The organism is Gemella sp. 20925_1_85 (assembly GCF_041433735.1).
Classification (GTDB): domain Bacteria; phylum Bacillota; class Bacilli; order Staphylococcales; family Gemellaceae; genus Gemella.
Window position 1 is genome coordinate 42,900 of the sequence record NZ_JAPWCC010000001.1, and the last position, 19,917, is coordinate 62,816.

14 protein-coding genes are annotated in these 19,917 nt (G+C 28.9%); 2 read left to right on the top strand and 12 right to left on the bottom strand.

What is annotated here, in order from left to right:
* Window positions 1-9: 9 nt before the first annotated feature.
* From O3884_RS00240 to O3884_RS00260, 5 genes are all read right to left on the bottom strand, one after another.
* The gene (locus O3884_RS00240) at window positions 10-546 is read right to left on the bottom strand and encodes a DUF1697 domain-containing protein (protein WP_371451040.1); all 537 of its coding nucleotides are present in this window, start codon (window positions 544-546) and stop codon (window positions 10-12) included.
* Between the two features lie 68 nt (window positions 547-614).
* Window positions 615-1,172, bottom strand: coding sequence for an elongation factor P (efp, locus tag O3884_RS00245; protein ID WP_003145634.1), 558 nt, complete (start codon window positions 1,170-1,172; stop codon window positions 615-617).
* A gap of 151 nt (window positions 1,173-1,323) precedes the next feature.
* The gene (gene trmB / locus O3884_RS00250; RefSeq protein WP_371451041.1) at window positions 1,324-1,968 is read right to left on the bottom strand and encodes a tRNA (guanosine(46)-N7)-methyltransferase TrmB; all 645 of its coding nucleotides are present in this window, start codon (window positions 1,966-1,968) and stop codon (window positions 1,324-1,326) included.
* A gap of 12 nt (window positions 1,969-1,980) precedes the next feature.
* On the bottom strand, window positions 1,981-4,848 hold the full coding sequence (locus O3884_RS00255; RefSeq protein ID WP_371451042.1) for an insulinase family protein: 2,868 nt from the start codon (window positions 4,846-4,848) through the stop codon (window positions 1,981-1,983).
* 22 nt (window positions 4,849-4,870) lie between these two features.
* Window positions 4,871-5,383: an adenine phosphoribosyltransferase gene (locus O3884_RS00260; protein ID WP_003144963.1), complete on the bottom strand. Its 513-nt coding sequence runs from the start codon at window positions 5,381-5,383 to the stop codon at window positions 4,871-4,873.
* A 177-nt stretch (window positions 5,384-5,560) separates the two neighbouring features.
* Here O3884_RS00260 and O3884_RS00265 point away from each other — a divergent pair, with 177 nt between their 5' ends.
* Together O3884_RS00265 and O3884_RS00270 are read left to right on the top strand one after the other, a co-directional pair.
* Window positions 5,561-5,932 carry an iron-sulfur cluster biosynthesis family protein gene (locus O3884_RS00265; RefSeq protein WP_371451043.1) on the top strand — a complete coding sequence of 124 codons (372 nt, stop codon included), beginning with the start codon at window positions 5,561-5,563 and terminating at the stop codon, window positions 5,930-5,932.
* Window positions 5,933-5,999: 67 nt separating this feature from the next.
* Window positions 6,000-6,527 carry a VanZ family protein gene (locus O3884_RS00270; RefSeq protein WP_371451044.1) on the top strand — a complete coding sequence of 176 codons (528 nt, stop codon included), beginning with the start codon at window positions 6,000-6,002 and terminating at the stop codon, window positions 6,525-6,527.
* 73 nt (window positions 6,528-6,600) lie between these two features.
* On the opposite strand, the gene O3884_RS00275 is transcribed toward O3884_RS00270, so the two are convergent.
* From O3884_RS00275 to recA, 7 genes are all read right to left on the bottom strand, one after another.
* Window positions 6,601-10,794, bottom strand: a complete 4,194-nt coding sequence (locus O3884_RS00275; RefSeq protein WP_371451045.1) for a leucine-rich repeat protein — start codon at window positions 10,792-10,794, stop codon at window positions 6,601-6,603.
* 218 nt (window positions 10,795-11,012) lie between these two features.
* Window positions 11,013-11,639 carry a DsbA family protein gene (locus O3884_RS00280; RefSeq protein ID WP_371451046.1) on the bottom strand — a complete coding sequence of 209 codons (627 nt, stop codon included), beginning with the start codon at window positions 11,637-11,639 and terminating at the stop codon, window positions 11,013-11,015.
* 22 nt (window positions 11,640-11,661) lie between these two features.
* On the bottom strand, window positions 11,662-13,923 hold the full coding sequence (gene recJ / locus O3884_RS00285; protein ID WP_371451047.1) for a single-stranded-DNA-specific exonuclease RecJ: 2,262 nt from the start codon (window positions 13,921-13,923) through the stop codon (window positions 11,662-11,664).
* 31 nt (window positions 13,924-13,954) lie between these two features.
* Window positions 13,955-14,230 carry a LapA family protein gene (locus tag O3884_RS00290; protein ID WP_371451048.1) on the bottom strand — a complete coding sequence of 92 codons (276 nt, stop codon included), beginning with the start codon at window positions 14,228-14,230 and terminating at the stop codon, window positions 13,955-13,957.
* Window positions 14,230-16,221, bottom strand: a complete 1,992-nt coding sequence (gene ligA, locus O3884_RS00295) for an NAD-dependent DNA ligase LigA (RefSeq protein WP_371451049.1) — start codon at window positions 16,219-16,221, stop codon at window positions 14,230-14,232. The genes O3884_RS00290 and ligA overlap by 1 nt, the downstream gene beginning before the upstream one ends.
* Before the next feature lie 4 nt (window positions 16,222-16,225).
* Window positions 16,226-18,409 (bottom strand): ATP-dependent helicase, encoded by a 2,184-nt coding sequence (locus O3884_RS00300; RefSeq protein ID WP_371451050.1) that lies wholly within the window; start codon window positions 18,407-18,409, stop codon window positions 16,226-16,228.
* 356 nt (window positions 18,410-18,765) lie between these two features.
* Entirely contained in the window at window positions 18,766-19,905 is a 1,140-nt protein-coding gene (gene recA, locus O3884_RS00305; RefSeq protein WP_371451051.1) for a recombinase RecA, read from the bottom strand.
* Between the last annotated feature and the right edge of the window lie 12 nt (window positions 19,906-19,917).

The following is a 19,917-nucleotide window of genomic DNA, read 5'->3' on the forward strand; positions in this document are numbered from 1 at the left end:
CTTTATAATTTATTTTTTTAGGAGATCAGCAATTTTTTCGAAAGTTCTAGCATTTCGTATAGTAATAGACTTATAGAAACTTTCTTTTATTAGATACTTATGATATGAAGTTTTTAAGTAACTTGTTTCGTTGTATTTACCCCAGAATACGGCGTATTTACCGAAATGGACATCTTCATCTTGCAGAGCCATTTGTTTTATACGAGCTCTCATAATTGAATAGTTTACTTCATTTGTGTAGAATAATACATCTTTTCTATACAAATTGTTAAACCACCAGCTAGGTAAGTTTTCAAGTTCCTCAAGATATTCACTCTGACTAAGTATTACTCTATTAATTTTAAAAGGATAAATATTTAATATCTTTGATATGTTTTGATTAATAGTATCTATGCTATCAGTAGTATCAAATATTATATTTCCACTATTTATATATGAAACAACATTGGTATACCCTAAATGTGAAATCATCTCTTTTAACTCAGCCATTGATACTTTATTCTTTCCACCAACATTAATTCCTCTAAGTAATAGTACATAACGCATAAAAACTTCTCCTTCTTTTAAAAAAACTCTCTATCGTAATAATAGAGAGTTTTAAAATAATTCTTTTATTATGCTCTTGATACGTAAGAACCTTCTGCAGTATTGATAACTAATACGTCTCCTTCTTTAACGAATAGAGGTACTTGTAAAGTGTATCCAGTTTCAACTGTAGCAGCTTTAGTAGCTCCTTGTGCAGTATCACCTTTAACTCCAGGTTCTGTTTCAGTTACAGTAAGTTCTACTGTTGTTGGTAAGTCAATTCCTAAGATTTCATCACCAAACATTAAGATTGAAACTTCCATGTTTTCTTTTAAGAAGTTTAATTCATATTCTAATTGTGCTTCAGGTACTTCGATTTGCTCGTAAGTAGCGTTATCCATAAATACATATGCTTCACCAGTTGAGTAAAGGTATGACATTTTTTGGTTGTTGATTTGAGCTTTTGCAACTTTTTCACCAGCTCTGAAAGTTTTATCGTTAACAGCACCAGTACGCATATTTCTTAATTTAGAACGTACGAATGCAGCTCCTTTACCAGGTTTAACGTGTTGGAATTCCATTACTTTCCAAATGTTTCCATCAACTTCGATAGTAACTCCAGTTTTAAAATCATTAACTGATATCATTATTGTATTTCTCCTTTAAATTGTACTAATATTATTATAAATAAATTTTTTTTTAAAATCAAGGTAAAAACTAATAAATTTAGTGTAATTTATATAAAGAATAGTAATTAATCTATTTTAGTTTACATAAGTATATTTACGTAAACTAAAATTATTTACTTTCAATTACAGCTTCTACCATGTAGATTCTATTACCTTTTTTAATAAACTTATCTTCATATTCAGTATGAACATTATCTTCTTCATAGACACTATTAGTTAAATCTAGTGAAAGTCTATTAAAAGTAAATCCATATTTAGCATAGCTCATTAAGCTGTATTCGAATAAACCTTGGTTATCAGTTTTTTGAACTATTGTTTTATTTCCATTTAAAATAGCTTCATAACGAGCTAAGAACGTATGGAATGTTAAGCGTCTTTTCTCGTGTCTTGTTTTAGGCCATGGATCAGAAAAGTTTAGATATAGTTGATCAACTTCACCTTCTGCAAAATATTCTAGTAAATCTTCTGCATTTCCTGAAATAAGTTTTAAGTTTTCTCTATGAGTTTCTTCAACTTTGTCTAATAGAAATGTTAAGACAGTTGGTTGTGCCTCCATAGCTATAAAGTTAATGTCAGGGTGTTTTTCAGCAAGTGTATGAATAAACTTACCTTTCCCACTTCCTATTTCTAAGTGAATTGGATTATCATTTCCAAAAATTTCATTCCATTTTCCCTTATTATCCTTTGGTTGTAAAAATACAACTGGACTATTTTCTAGACGCTCTCTAGCATCTGCTCTATTTCGAACTCTCATTCATGCACCTTTCTATTTTAATTCTATTGTTTTATTAAATAATTGTTTGTTTTCTAATACTTTTTCTTTTGAACCTAGAACACAAGTATATGCTTTAGATTTCATGTTTTCAAATTCTATTGCTAATTTTCTTAAATCTTCTACTGTTGTATTTTTTATCTCATTTACAAGTTTATCATAAACTTCAAATGGAGAGTTAGTGATGTATTTGTTTAATGAATATGCAGCTTGTGCACTTGGCGACATTAGTACATCTAATGAATTTAGAGTACCTATAATATATTTATTAAGATCTTTTTCATCTGCATCAATATTAGCTACGTAGTTGTTAATATTGAAATATATTTCTAGAGTTTCTGTTAAGTTTGGATCACGATAAGACCATAAATTAAAATCACCAAAAGCATTAAATATCACTCCAGAACCATAGGCTCCATTTTTAACACGGACATTATTCCATAAATAGTCTAAGCTTAAGATATGTCTTAGTACTAGGTGGGTTCCAGTGTAATCATTTATATTATAACCTACACCAACGTATTGAACTAGTGAATCAAAGTAAAAACCTTCAGAATATCCTTGATCTTCTAATTTAATTTCAAATCCTTTTTGTTTGTCTAATTCGGTAGGATATTTAGTTAAATATGAAGATATAGTTTCTTTGAAGTTAGCGTATTCTTCTTTATTACCGACAAAGTTAACTAATAATCTGGCTTGATTAAAGATCAGATTTGTAACAGTGTATAACTGTTCTTTAATTTTATCACTACTTTGTTCATAGTTGCTTACCAATTCATTTATAAACATGTAGAAATCATATTCTCCGTGATATGAAGCAAGTTTACTTTGAGGATTGTAGAAACCACTAATACGACGTGCTACAAACGCATGTCCAGAATTTTTAAATCTACTTTCAAGCATTAATTTAATTTCTAAGAGAACATTGTATAGTGCTTCTTTATCTTCAAAATCAGCATTAAGTGTAGTTTCATCTAAGATTTTAGCCAGTTCCCCAGCTTTTTCTACTAAATTCTTAGCACTTATTATGAATTTCACTTCACATTCTTCACTCTTATGTTTTCTGAAAACATCTACATAAGAACTAATACCACCAAGATTTGCACCTATTTCTTTTATAACTTCAGCTTCAGTTTTATTTTTTGTATTAAAGTTAAATAATAAATAAGATAATACTGATGCATATTGAAGCTGTTCAACTTCAAAATCACTTATGTCAAATAGTAATTTAGAATATGAAATACCATTTGTTACAGCATCATAATGTGAGAAATTGATACCTTTGTATTCTTCAAAGAAAGTTTTTTCGAATGGATTTTTCAACTCTACTTCTTTAGCATTGACACTTTTAATCTTTTCTAAATCTTCTTTTTTATCAGTACTATTTTGCCATTTTTGAAGTGATTTAGTATTTTGAACAAGGGTTTCTAACTCAGTTTCTGATAAAGTAGCCTTATATTCAACTAAATCTTTTTCCTTATTGTCTTTTTCTAATGTTGGAATTAAGTGCAATACAGCCTGTTTATTGTTTTCAATTAGAAACTGTCTAGCAAGAGTTTCGTATTGTTTATTAGCATAGTTTTCTTGTAAATGAGAAATTACATTGTCTAAATCAAATGCATCTAATATATTATCTTCACTATATAACCATGTTCTTAATAATCTAATAGCATAAGATACACCCTTAGGTGATGAAGTTTTATTAATCTCTTCCTTGATAGAAAAGTTCTTCTTGTTAATTGAAGCTTGAACTTGCTCATAATCAAATCCTTTATCAATAATACCTTTTAATAAAGATTTATATTCTGCATCAAGACTTTCTAATTTATCATCACTTACATATTTAAATATAATTGAGTATACAGTTTCTTTACGATCTTTTTGTACATAACTATATACATCTTCACAAATATTGTTATCAATGAAGTATTTTCTAAATTCTGTATTACTACTTCCAAGAAGAATATCATCTATTATATCGATATTCTCAATTTTACTAAACTCATTACTATCACCAAGAATATAGTTATAAGCTACATATGCTTTATCTTTTACATCTTCATTAAAATATGTACGCTTAACAATATCCGTAGTAAAGTTTTCTTGACGTGATAAGCTATAATCACTATAGTCTTTATAATCGTAATTATCTAGATAACTATCAATATGATTCAGATATTGTTCAACATTTAAATCACCATATAAAAAGATATAGCTGTTGCTTGGGTGATAATTATAATTATAAGTCTCTAAAAATTCTTCTTGTGTAATCGAAGGGATTGCTTCTGGTTTTCCTCCAGAAGAATATTTATAAGAAGTATCACTAAATAGCTGTTCTGTTACATATTGTTCTAGTACTTCATCTACTGATGAATATGCACCTTTCATTTCATTGTAAACTACACCTTTATATATTAGTTCATCTTTTTTATCTTCAAGGTGATAGTGCCATCCTTCTTGGGCAAGAATATTTGGATTGTTTTTTAAGTTTGGATTAAATACTGCATCTAAGTATATATCCATCAATATTTCTAAGTCCTTTTCATTTTTAGACGATACTGGATACATAGTTTTATCAGGAAATGTCATTGCATTTAAAAATGTATTAAAAGAACCTTTAAGTAGTTCTACAAAAGGTTCTTTTACTGGATATTTCGCTGAACCACATAAAACAGAATGTTCTAAAATATGAAAAATACCATTATCATTATAAGGAATAGTTTTAAAACTAATGCTAAAACTTTTGTTTATATCATCATTTTCAAAGAATACTAATCTAGCACGAGTTTTAACATGCTCATAAAGATAAGCATTTGTATTTATATTTTTTAGATATTTCTTTTCTATAAGTTCAAATGTCATATTATTTAATTATTATAGTAGATTACATTTTTAGTAATGTAAGAACGTCATAACCTTGTAGTTTGTCCATACCGTTTAGACCATCTAATTCGATTAAGAACGCAATACCTACTACGATTCCTCCTAATTCTTCTACTAATTTAATAGTTGCTTCAATTGTTCCACCTGTAGCTAATAAATCATCAGTGATTAGAACGCGTTGACCTGGTTTAATTGCATCTTTGTGCATTGTTAAAGTGTTACTTCCGTATTCTAAATCATATTCGTATGAAATAACTTCACGTGGTAATTTATTAGGTTTTCTTACAGGAACGAAACCTATACCTAGTGAGTAAGATACAGGACATCCGATTATGAAACCACGAGCTTCTGGCCCCACTACTACATCAACTTGTTTTTCTTTTGCATAGTTTACAATTTGATCTGTAGCGTACTTATACGCTTCTCCATCTGCCATTAATGTAGTTATATCTTTAAAACTAATTCCTTCTTTTGGCCAATTTGGTACGATTGAAATGTATTTTTCTAAATTCATTTATTTTTATTTTCTCCTAAATGTTTTCTTAACTCAATTATTATACTATAAAATTACAAAATAAGCAATTTATAATACTGTTATTATAAGCTATAAAGAGATAATCCAAATTACTATCTTTATGATTTATTAGTGTGATAAAATAGAATATATAATATTTAACGTGGAGGTTAAAATATGAAATTTACATTCTCAGATTCAGCAATTGAATATATTTTAAAACAAATTAACAAATTTAACGAAAATACATATGATATAATAATAGACTATACAGATGGGAATAGTCCTTATAATGAAAATATAAGTGGTTGTCACTGTCAAGTATACGATAAGTACAGAGTATTAATAGTCAGTAAGAATGATGTAAATATTAAGTGGAGTAAATATGATAAGCAAGTTGAATCAAATCTTGGCTCTGTATTTTTCCCTTCTTATTACGAAATGATGTTTGATAAAAATAATGTTTTTGATTACAAGAATTTTACTCTTAATTTAAAAAGTGAAGCGGGAATAATTGCTGATCAAGTTCAGCTAATTATTAAATTATAATTTAAGTTAATTTTAATAAACTTTGTTACTATAGATTCTAAATATTAACAATGAAAGGAGAATAAATTTGAAGTCATTTCTTAACAGCAGAAAATTAACCTATATTCTATTTTTTGTGTATTTATTCATACTTTCATGGGTAATCGTAGCCAAAATGGATTGGACTTTATTAAAAAGTAGTAATCTTTCTTGGATAAATCATCCACGTGTACTACTTCATCCAGGAATAACATGGAGAACTGTTAATCTAATACCATATAGTTATTTCGATTTTGTGGAGGTACTATTAAATATACTTTTCTTCATACCATTCAGTTTTTACATAAAAATGTTATATCCTAAATCTTCAGGTTTTAGAGCAATAATATTAGGTTTTATGTTGAGTTTAACTTATGAATCAATACAATATGTACTAACTATTGGTTTTCCGGATGTAACAGATTTAATTGATAACACTCTAGGAGCGATTATTGGAGTAATTATTATTAATATTATCTCAGTTATCTTTAGAGAAAAATTAAGAATATATATGAATGTTATATTAATACTTTTTTCTGGATATATTATTCATGATATTCTATATCTTATAATTTAATACAAAAAAACGATAGATTCAAAAATTTAAATCTATCGTTTTTTGTTTTTTATATATAGTAGACTAATCTACTTTATCTTTTTCTTCTAAATCCTAATGTAGCTAGTACTACTCCTAGTAATCCTAATAATGCAGCTCCTGCACTATTCTCAGCTAGACCAGTTTTAGGAAGTATATTGTTTAATCTTTGTGATACAGTATTTTGTGAATTGTCAACTTTACTCTCTGTATTAGATGTGTTATTTAATCCATAAGAAGAATCATCTTTCTTAGCTTCTTTAGCTCTTGAAACAATAGTATATGTACTAAAGTGATCTGTATAGAATGTCAGTTTTCCATCACTGTAAGTGCTTGGAACTTTTTCTAATTTATCGGCATTTACATAGTATACTTCGAATGTTTCGTTATCATTAGCTATTACTGCTACAGTAACCGCTCTAGTTTCTCCATTATTATTAATTACATTTCCTTTATCATCAGTGAAGAATAAATCTAGAGTTTTTACAACATTTAATTTTTCATCAAGATTTTTTACTAACTCTTTTACTTTTTCAACTTTTTGTTCATTAGAATTTTGAGCCACAAATTTTATACCAGTAACATCTTTTTCTTTAAATTGAACTTTAACTTCTTCATCACCAGGTAATTTAGCGATAAGAGTATCAGTTACATTTTTCTTATCATCTACTGAAGGTGTGCTTGGTTGTTCAGAAGGAGACTCTTGAGGTTTCTCAGGAGTTACCTGCGGTTTATCCTCTGGTTTAGGTTGTTCAGAAGGCGTTGTTTGTGGTTTCTCCTCTGGTTTTGGCTGTTCCGGAGTTACTTGTGGTTTTTCCTCAACTTTTGGTTCTTCTTTCTTAACATCGGCATTAACTGTCGTCACAAGCTCAACTAATTTATCATCGATATTTGTAGCATTTTTCTCGAATAAAGTTTTAGTAATTCTATATTTATCTCCAGCTTTCATATCATTATCAGTAATTTCTAATTTTCTATCATCTTCATTAGAAACGCTTGTTGAACTAAGTTCTTTAACTTCATTACCGCGGATACGTTCTACCTTAGTAACAATATACCAGTTGCGACCATAGTCATCACTCTTAAGTAGTTCAGCCATAGGTTTTGTTTGTTTACTTAGGAACTCTTTATATTTATCTAATCCTTGTAAGATACCTTCTCCACCATAGAACTCAGAACGACCTCTATACCAGTGTAGAAGATTTAGAATTGTTAATTTCTCATCTTTTGGTTGAATAGTGATTTTATTATCTTTTGCAACAACATTTAATTCGATAGCTTGTTTTTGAGGATAGTAACCTTGTGTTACTTCAGGAGAAATTCCTAATAGTTTTGTATCAGAATCATTATATGGTAATGTTGCTGGTAAATTGTTATTAGCAATATCAAGAATATGTAGACTACCATTCGCTTTAATTAATTCTAATGGTATATTACTAATTTGGTTATTTACTAATCTTACAGTTGCTTTATTTTTTGCTAGTGTTTTCCATAAGTCATCAGATAAGCTATCGATATGGTTATTATTTAAAGCAAGAGTATTTAATTTTGTTAAATTAGCTCCATTTTCTGGAAGTGATGTTAATTTATTGTTAGCTGCATATAACTGTGTTAAAGAAGTTAAATTAGCAACACTGTCAGGAAGTTTAGTAAGTTCATTGTCAGTTACAGATAAGAATGTTAAACCTGTATTATTTTTAAATAAATCATTTGGAAGTGAAACAATCTTATTATTTGATAAACTTACTGTTTTTAGTTTTTTATTGTTAGCAAATACATTCGCTGGTAATGTTGATAACCATGATTGACTAAATTCAACAGATTCTAATTCAGAATTATTTGCAAACAAGTTTTCTGGGATATTACCTAAGTTGTTAGAAGATAAATTCACAGTTTTTAATTTTTTGTTATTAGCGAATAGGTTTCCTGGTAGTTTAGTAACACCATTTCCTCCTAAGTTAATACGCTCAATATTAACTGCATTTTTAAATAAATCTTCAGGTAATTCACCGAAGTTATTACTATCAGATGAGAATGATTTAACACCAGGTCCCATGTGTTTTAGTAAATCAAGATTGTAAATAGCACCTTTATCAACTTTTCCATCAATTTCTAATGAACCAATATTGATATCACCAGTGAAGTTTTTCAATTCATCTTCTGTCACTTTACCGTCTTTGTTAGTATCTACGCCATTAGCTATTAATTTCTTCTGAAGTAAGTCATCACTTTTCTTGCGCTCTTCATTATTTTTCTCTACTAACTCAAATCCATTCCATCCTTTTTTGATCTCAGGTTTGAATTTTAGTTTAACTGTCGTATATTTATCAAAGTTTCCTTTATCGCTTTCTAAAGAGCCCATATAAGAAACTATAACACCACCTAGATGTACTTGGTCTAGATCTTCAACCGGAAGTGTAAATAACGCTCTGTCATATTGACCTGCTGAGTTCTTCTCACCAAAGTTTTCTTTCACACCTGATTCCCATTTACCTTTGTTTTGGATGGCAAAATCATATAAACCATGAGCAAATAATGTATTTAACATTGTAATACTCATTTTTCCATCTTTAACTACTAATTTTACATTTTTGTCAAAGAATCCTTCTAGCATTGAAGTACCTTGTCTTCCATCAGCGTATAAAGCGTTAAATCCTAAAGTATATTCACCATCTTCTAATTTATCAGTAAGTGAATAAGTTTTTTCTTCTTGTTTTTCAGGAGTTTTTTCTGGTGCTGGTTTTTCTTCAACTACTTTATTACCAGTAGTATATGCTTTACTTTCGCTTCCGTCATTTGCTTTAAATACGATTGTATTATCTCCATCAAAGTTCCAAGCTTTAAATGCTTTAAGACTTTCTCCACCATCGTCGAAAGTAACGATTTGATCTTTCCAGTTTTTACTAAATAGTGATTTGTTGAAAGTTTTTCCATTAATAATTACTTCTTTAGTATTTTTAAGAACATCTTCCGCCTTAAATCCATTAACAAGAGAAATGTTTAATTCATCTCCGTAACCGTTCTTTTCTACTTTAGAAACTAAATCTTTTTGTGCATATGATGCGCTAGTAGCGGGCACCTCTTGTTTTGGTTCTGTAGGTTTTACATCTTCTTTTTTATCTGTTGATGTTGGATATGAAATTATTGTTCCATCAGCAAGTTTGACTTCTAGTTTATTATCTGAATCTTTTAAAGCCTTAACTAAGTCTTCGTTAAAGATTCTGATTCCAAGATATTTTGAAGTTGCTACTTTATCTTTGAAAACATCTTTATTTACAGTAGTACCGTTTAGAGTCACACTAGCGATTTCATCAACAAAATTATCATAAACAGAAGTGTCTGATAATTCTAATGTTAAGTGTTTATTGTGTTGCCAATCTTCACCTTTTTCTAATTTTGATATAGTATATTTAGCATTTGAAGCTGGTTTATTAGAATCAGTTTCACTATCTTTTGATGGTGTTGTTGTTTCATTGCTTGGTTCTACATAACCAGTGTCTTCATATGTTGTTTTTGAACCATCTGAAAATGTGAATTCAATTTTGTGCTTATCTTGTTTTTTATAATGCTCAGTTATTGCTTTATCTACAGCAGTCACCTGACCATCATATAGTTTATAAAATTTACTGTTAGTATTTTGACTATCAAATCCAAAATCTTTTCCATCAACTGTAAGTTTAGTTACTTTTGACCAGTAGTTTTTGTAAAGGTCAGAACCTTCTAAGAAGAAGATTAGCGAGTCATTTTCTACTTGTGGTTCTAAAATTTTTAAACCTTCATTTATTAATTTTGGTTTTGCTGTTGGATCTACATACCCTTTATCTTCATAAACAGCTTTTGATCCATCTTTAAAAATAAATTCAATTTTATGTTTATTTTGTTTATTATAATGACTAGTTATTTCATTATTATTAACATAAATAACGTTATCAAATAAAGAATAGTTTTTTGAAGAAGATGCTTCACTATTAAATCCGAAATCTTTACCATCTATTAAAAGTTTATCAATTTTATTCCAGTATCTTTTAAATAAAGTATCTGATGTGTCTTGACCTTCAACAGCGATCTCCAATCCACTTGATCCAATCTCAGGTTCGTAAACTTTAAAACCTGTACTTTGTTGATCTTGTGCATAAACTACTTTATTATCAAGATTTAATTTAGAATTATTGAAGTCTACAGAACCTATACTTAAACAAATAGGTACAGCCAATCCAATAATTAGTTTATTATTATATTTTTTATTCATGTTGTTCCTCCATAAAAACAATGATAATCAATATCGATTAATGATAAACCTATTATACTACAACAGGATAAAAGTTACAAGTGAAAACGTTGAAAATAAAAAAAAATTAGAGGTGATTTCAATGAATTTAGCATGCGAAATGCTGGATTCATAGGAATAACCCCTAATAAATTTCGTTCATAAATTTGTCACAATGAAAAAATAATTAATATAAAAAATTAAAATCTTTTAGTAATTAAATCATAGTGAGTTTCAATATCTTCAGGATCTGTTGCATATCCTCTAAGATCATAGTATTCTCCATCTTTTTCCATAACTGCTGTTGGGTAAGATTCAATCCCTAAATTAAGTGTTTTTATAAAGTCTGGGTGAATAGAATTAGAATTTTTAAACGCTATTGTTAATTTTAAAGCAAGATCATAACTATCTAGTCCATATTTTTCACATAATTCTACATATGTTTGTACATCGCTAAGACTCTTTCCTTCAATAAAGAACTTACATTGAACGTCATATGCAAAGTGTAATATTTGTGAATTAGGAATTAGCTTTTTTACCACATCCATAGCTATTGCAGGATGAACAGAGTTTAATATCATTTCACCTTCTTCAAGTACTTTATTATATTTTTCCCCAAACTCTACATTATACATTTCAGATATCTTTTTATTTCCTTCCTGGAAGTGACCATATTCTTTGATTTTTTTACTATTATCTCCAAAGAATAATCCACCAGAAATTATTTCAATTTCTATATCCGAATGATTCTCATAAAACTTAGTGAATATTTTATCGAATCCATAACACCAACCACAGTATGCATCCCAAAAGTATAAAATTTTCATTTATATCTCCTTCTAATTTATATTAAACTTCAAGTATTTTATTAATATTAGCAATACTTTCTTTTAAAAGTAAGTTTTCAACTTCAAATATTTTTTCCATTCTAATAAAACTTGATGATTTTTTCAAATCAACAGTTTTGTAATCTGGATTAAGTATTATAGTGTTATTTACAAACTTAATTAACTCTAATTCTTTAAATATCTGAATCATAATTTTTAAACTATCAACATTTGTTTTTAATGCCGTTAGTAATTTATCTAATTGTTGATCTACGTTTATTTGTTTGTTATTTGTTGAAAGTATTAAATTAAATAGTTTAATTAATCTATTTTTATCAATAAGATACACATCGGATAAAACTTGTTTCTCTTCACATATTAAGAATACTTTTTTAGGTTTTAGGTTTATTATTTTGTCTAGATATTCTTTAGAAGTTGGTATATCTAGTAAATAGATATATTCAAACTCCTTATCAATTAAGTTATCTATATCCTTGTATTGATAAAAGTTATTATCTTTATCATCTTTATGTTTAGAAAGTTTTAAACAATTCTTATCAATATTAGTAATATCATAATTTATGAATCTCAAATCCTCAAATAGAAATTCTTTAACATTTATATCAATAATGTGTGCTTGTAGTTTTGTTCGTCCATTAAAGTTATTTTTATCTATATTACACAGTAAGTCAATAATATCGTTTTTCTCAACTTTATCGAAAGTTACACTGTCTTTAAAAGTAATACAATCTAAATTCCCAACTTCATCTGCTATTGTTAGTCTTAAATATTGTTTATCAGAACCAAAGTATGCTTTATTCAGCACCATTGCATTTTCTATTAATACAGCTGGTTTTTCAAAATCCATTCCATATGGTTTTAAAGCATCTAATGAATTTAGAAATTGATAACTTATATCTTCTAATGAAGTGACAATATCGATGTTCTTGTTAGCTTTTAGATCATTATTTTGTTTAAATTCTTCAAATTCACTATCTAAAAATTTTTCAATTTTTTCAAAATTAGATTCTTCAAAAGAGAAACCAGCAGCTAATGTATGCCCACCGAATGCTACAAATAAATCTGAGATTTTATTCATAGCTACATAGATGTTAAAATCAAAAATACTTCTTGCAGAACCCTTAAGAATACCATCTTTTTCATTCATAATAAACACTGGTTTTTGGTATTTTTCAACAATATTGGATGCTACGATTCCTAGTACACCTTCGTGGTATTCACCAGAAACCATAATAACATTCTTCTGTTTTTTATCTGAACTTTCAATTTTATTTATTACATCTTGTACTATATCTTCAGTAACTTGTTTTCGTTCAATATTATACTGTTCAATCTGTTCAGCTAAAGCTCTTGCTGTTACAGGGTCTTCCGCCATTAGAAAAGTTAATCCTAATTTTGCACTATCCATTCTACCGATCGAATTTAATTTAGGCGCTATATAAAAACCTACAGTTTGTTCGTCAATTTTTGTATCTATACCTGATAATTCAAGTAGCATCTTAAGACCTATTCTTGGATCTTCATTTATTAATTCTAGTCCTTGTTTTACAAATATTCTATTTTCATCAGTAATTGAGACCATATCAGCTATCGTACCAATCGCAACTAAATCCAATAAGAAATCAGGAAAGATTTCTAATAATGCGTGGGCTAGTTTAAAAGCAACTCCTACTCCAGCTAATTTTTTAAATGGATAGTTACCTTCTGGATGTTCAGGATGAATTATTGCATATGCATTAGGTATAGTATCTTGTATTTTATGGTGGTCTGTTACGATCACATCACACCCTAATTCATTTGCTAAATCAACTTCTTCTACACCTGCAATTCCATTATCGACTGTGATAATTAGAGTTATTCCTGAATTAATAATTTTTGTAAAAGCTTCTTTATTTGGTCCATATCCCTCTTCAAATCGATTTGGAATATAGGATGACACATTCGCCCCCATAGATATTAATGTCTCTACTAATAACACTGTTGATGTAATTCCATCCGCATCGTAATCTCCGTAGACAAGAATTTTCTCTTCATTTTCTATAGCTTCATTTATTCTATCTACAGCTTTTTGCATATCGTACATTAAAAACGGATCATAACCTTCTTCATATTCATCTGAAAAATACTTTTTAACGGAAGTCATATCCGTAATATTCCTTGCGTTTAATATTTTTGCAATATTTTTAGAAATACTATATGATTCTAATTCTTTAATAAAATTTTCATCATAATTAGGATATATCCAATTATATTTTATGCCCATTTTTTCACCTCTTTTCTTCAAAAGTTATCATTTATTCTTTCTTATCTTCTATTTTTTCTTTTGTAAATAATAATTTTTCTGTTCTTTCGTATTTTTTAGCTAAACTTTTATACTTTTGATACCAATAGAAACTTGCAGCTAATATTCCCATAAAGAAACATACAAAGAATAAAATTGTTAAAGGTAATTTAACTGTAAAAAATATTAATGACACTGGCACTGAATTGTAGTTCATAATGAAAAATGTAATTATTGATACGAATACAATAACAATACCAAATACTTTATAAGGTAATTTATTATCCATTATTCCACCTCTCTTACCATACTAGCAAATTGTTCTTCATTAATTACCTCAATTCCTAACTGCTCAGCTTTAGCAAGTTTAGACCCTGCTTTCTCACCTGCAATTACAAGATCAGTTTTTGAAGTAACACTTCCAGTAACTTTTGCTCCATTTTTTTCTAAAAACTCTTTTGCTTCATTTCTTGTTAATTCAACAAGCTTACCAGTTAGAACGACAGTTTTTCCTGAGAAAATATTGTTAGTCTTAACCTCGTTAATCTCATATTGTGGATTCATTCCAATATTAATTAGATCTTTAATGAACTTAATATTATTATCATCAGACAAATAATCTAAAATAGATTCTGCTGTAATTTGTCCTACGTCATCAAGATTAATTAGTTCTTCTAATGTTGCATTCATGAAATTAGAAAGATTCAGATATTTTTCTGCAAGAATTTTTCCTGCTTTTTTCCCGACATTTAATATTCCAAGAGCATAGATAACTTTATCTAGTGAACTTTCTTTTGATTTTTCTATTGCGTTTAATAAATTATCAACTGACTTTTTACCCATTCTTTCTAGAGCAATAAGTTTTTCTCTATCTAATGAATATAAATCTATTGTATGACCAATAATTTCTTTATCATATAAAGTTGCTACTACTTTATCGCCTAATCCCTCAATATTTAAGGCATCCCTTGAAGCAAAGTGGATTATTCTTCGAATATTTTGATCAGGGCAATCAGGATTTTTACATCTAGTAAAAGGATCATTATCTTTTACGTAAGTTTCCTGATGACATGATGGACAAGTAGATGGCATTTGATATTTTGTAGATCCCTCAGCTCTTAACTCTTTAACAACACGAACTACCTTAGGAATAATCTCACCAGCTTTCTTGACTACTACCATATCCCCAATATGAATATCCAGTTCATCAATAATATCTTTATTATGTAAAGATGCTTTAGACACTGTAGACCCAGAGATTACAATTGGATCTAAAATTGCAACAGGTGTAATTATCCCAGTTCTACCTACACTAAGTTCTACATCAAGTAATTTAGTTGCAAGTTCTTCTTCAGGGAACTTGTATGCTGTAGCCCATCTAGGACTTTTTTGGGTATAACCAATCTCTTCTTGTAGGTTATATGAATTCACTTTAATAACAATTCCATCTATATCGTATGGTAAATCTTGTTTGTGTTTTGTCCAATAGTTAATATAGTCAATTACTTCATCAATACTTTTACAAAGTTTGAAGTTTGGATTTACAGGAAGTTCATATTCCTTAGCTGTATTTAATGCTTCTTCTTGTGAAACAATATTATTATCACCTACTATTGAATAAATAAAAGCCGATAATCTTCTTTTTGCTGTTATTTTAGAGTCAAGTTGTCTTAAAGATCCTGCTGCAGCATTACGAGGATTAGCAAATAATACCTCATTATTTGCCTCACGCTCTTTATTTAGTATATTAAAAGATTTCCTTGGAAGATATACCTCTCCCCTAACCTCAAATGATCTTTTATCTTTTAACAGTTTTGGAATCGAAAATATTGTTTTTATATTTTCAGTAACATCTTCTCCGACAGTTCCGTCTCCACGAGTAGCAGCACTAACTAATTTACCATTTTCATAGTTAATAGAAATTGCAAGACCATCTATTTTTAATTCACATATATACTCAACATTTTTACTTGGAACTAATTTTGATACTCTAGCATCAAAATCTCTTAAGTCTTCAGTAGAAAATGTATTTGATAAACTTAACATCGGTATTTTATGAGTAATTTTCTCGAACTCATCAAGAACTCTATCCCCTACTCTTTGTGTAGGGGAATTTTCTAGTATTAATTCAGGATATTTTTCTTCTAATTTCTCTAATTGTTTATATAATGTATCATACTCTGTATCAGTAATTTGCGGATTATCTTCAACATAATACTCATATGAATATTTATTTAGTAGTGAAACTAGTTTTAAAATTTCTTCTTGAATTTGTTTCATAATATTAATCCTTTCTAGTCAGATTAGCATACTCTATTAATAAAGTTTTTACACCAACCTCACTAAATTCAACTTTTACACTATCCTTAGATATGTCTAAGACCTTACCTTCTCCAAATTTCTTATGAAGCACAGTATCACCTACACCATAATTTGTACTAACTGAAGATTTAGGTTTTTCTGAAATTTTAATTTTTGGGCTAAGTTTGCTAATAAACTTATTAGCTTGCTCCATATTTGAATCAGTACTTTCAAAACTTCCTCCGAATGAAGATTCAAAATGCATTAGTTTGTTAGGAACTTCATCTAAGAACCTAGAACGTTTATTCATCTTGATAGAACCAAATTGCATTCGTCTGTTTGCATAAGACATAAATAATCTTTCTTTTGCACGAGTAATAGCAACATATGCTAAGCGACGCTCTTCTTCCATTTTATTCTTCTCGTCAGCACTACTCTCAGCATCTCTGATAGATGGGAATAAATTCTCCTCTAACCCCATTATAAAGACTACTTTATACTCTAACCCTTTTGAAGCATGAACTGTCGATAGTACTACTGCATCTTCTTGATTCTCATCATCAGAATCAGAAGTAAGTGACATTTCCGAAATGAAGTCAATAAGGCTATCATTCATACTAGAGAATTGTTTAGCAGAAGATACTAACTCAGAAATATTCTCAATTCTACTTTCTGCATAAGGATCATTAGACTCTTTTAGCATATTTTCATATCCAGAATCTTTATAAATCCCAATAATTAATTCATCTATTGCGTACTTTTCTACTTCTGAATATTTTTCAATTAGATTTGTCAGTAATTTGATGTTAGTTACTATTTTTTTAGAAACTCCTACTGCTTCGATATTTTTTAGAGCTTCGAATAAAGAAATACCGTATTGGTCAGCATACTTATCAATTTTATCCATAGAACTAGCACCAATACCTCGTTTTGGTACATTAATAATTCTTCTTAAACTAAATTCATCAGCTCTATTTACAATAACATTTAAATATGCAAGTAAATCACGTACCTCTTGACGTTGCAAGAATTTAAGAGAACCAATTAACTTATATGGTATTCCAAAAGATAGACATGAATTCTCCATTTGACGTGAAAGGTAGTTTGCTCGATATAAAATTGCAATATCTTTATAATTAATACCTTCTTTTTTCAATTCAAGTATTTTTTTAGCAATATCATCCGTTTCATCTTTATCATTAGAAGCAGAGTAAACTGATATTTTTCCTCCACCTTTATTTTCAGACCATAGAGCTTTTTCTTTTCTATCAGTGTTATTTTTAATAACAGCATTAGCAGCATCAAGAATTGTTGAATTAGAACGGTAGTTCTGATCGAGGAATACTAGTTCAACATTGTCAAAATCTTTTTCGAAGTTTATTATGTTATCACTACAAGCGCCACGCCAGCTATAAATACTTTGATCATCATCACCAACCACACATACATTTTTATGAACAGCAGATAACATCTTAATTAATCTATACTGAATAACGTTTGTATCTTGATACTCATCTACATGAATATATTGAAATTGATTTTGATAAATAGCTAAAACTTCAGGGAACTTTTTAAATAATACAATTGTTTTAAGCATTAAATCATCAAAGTCTAAAACACTATTTTTCTTTAAATAACTTTGGTAATGTGCATAAATTTCTGCTACATTTTTCATAAAGCCAAAACGCGATTGTTCTCTCATTTTTTTCACAGAAACAAGACTATTCTTTGCATTTGAAATTATTTTTAATACGTTAGCTGGTTGATACGCATCTTCTGACAAGTCTAAAGACCTAATAATATTTTTTATAATACTTTTTTGCTCACTTGTATCTAGTATTGTAAAGTTTTTATTATATCCTAAAAGTTCTATATGTTGACGTAAAATCCTTACACACATAGAGTGGAATGTATTTATCCAAATATACTTTGAAGTTTCACCAACTAGAGCATATATTCTTTCTTTCATTTCTTTAGCAGCTTTATTCGTAAATGTAATAGCCAAGATATTATTTTCTATTATATTTTTTTCAGAAATTAAATATGCTATTCTATTTGTTAAAACACGAGTTTTACCACTACCTGCTCCTGCTATAACCATTACAGCACCTTCTGTTTTTAATATAGCTTTTAGCTGATTGTCGTTCATATTTTGTACTAAATTCACTATAATTTCTCCTATTCATTCTCTAATAATATTTTATCATATTTTCAAAATAAAAGGGAGTGACTCAAAAATCATGATTTCAGAGAAATCGATTTTGTCGAGTCACCCCCGCAAAGTTTAGTAGATATCTAAAAAACTTTTATAAAGTGAGATTAGATATCAATAAACAAGTGCGTCTATGAGTTCTCATATAAACTTTTTTAAAATTTATGACTTTTGGGGTATCCCCTTTTATTTTTATTTACTATGTATCTAGATTATAAGAATATTGCTATAGCTGAAATAAATCCACTAGCTAATATAATAAAAATCATTAACCATAATACAATTTTAAATAACTTTTTATTCATATATTACTATTCAACCTCACCTAAAGTTTCTATCCCTAAATCAAGTTCATCAATATTATCATTTGATTCTTCTTCATCTACTGAGTTATTCTTTTTCCCAGTTTTACTCATAATTTCATCCCTTACTAGGCCATAAATTTCGTTATATAGTTCTTCATTTTCTTCGAAAACTTTCTTAACATTTTCACGTCCTTGACCTAATCGTTCCCCATTATATGAGAACCATGATCCAGATTTGTTAATGATATCTAAGTCAACTGCAAAATCAAGAGTTTCTCCAATTTTAGAGATTCCTTCTCCGAACATAATATCAACTTCAGCGACTTTGAATGGTGGTGCAACTTTATTTTTAACAATTTTAATCTTAGTTCTATTACCTAAAATTTCACTATCAGCACCTTTAATTGCTTCTCCTTTACGTACATCAATACGCACAGTAGAGTAGAATTTTAATGCACGTCCACCTGTTGTAACCTCAGGACTACCAAACATTACCCCAACTTTTTCACGTAGTTGGTTAATAAATAGCGCAATAGTATTAGCTTTGTTTATTTGACCAGTTAATTTACGAAGTGCCTGTGACATAAGTCTCGCCTGTAAACCAATATGGTTAGCTCCCATTACTCCATCAATTTCAGCTTTTGGTACTAATGCAGCTACTGAGTCGATTACAATTATATCGATTGCACCAGATAGTATAAGTTTTTCAGCGATATCAAGTGCTTGTTCACCACTGTCAGGTTGTGATAAGAAGAATTTACCAGGAGTAAAATCAACCCCTAAAGCCTTAGCATATTCAATGTCTAAGGCATTTTCAGCATCTATAAATGCAGCAATTCCTCCAGTTTTTTGTACTTCTGCAATTGCGTGAAGTGCGATTGTTGTTTTACCTGATGACTCAGGACCATATACTTCAACAATACGTCCTTTTGGATATCCTCCTATTCCTAAAGCTGAATCAATTGCTAATGATCCAGAAGATACTGCTTCTACTTTAATTGGATTTTCTGATGAAATATCCATAATAGCACCTTTACCGTATTCTTTTTCTATAACTTTAATAGCTTCATTAATAGCGGCTTGGCGTGCTTTTAAATCGTCTTTTTCAATATGTGTAACTTGTTTGTCTTTTGCTTTCTTTGCCATTGTTTTTCCTTT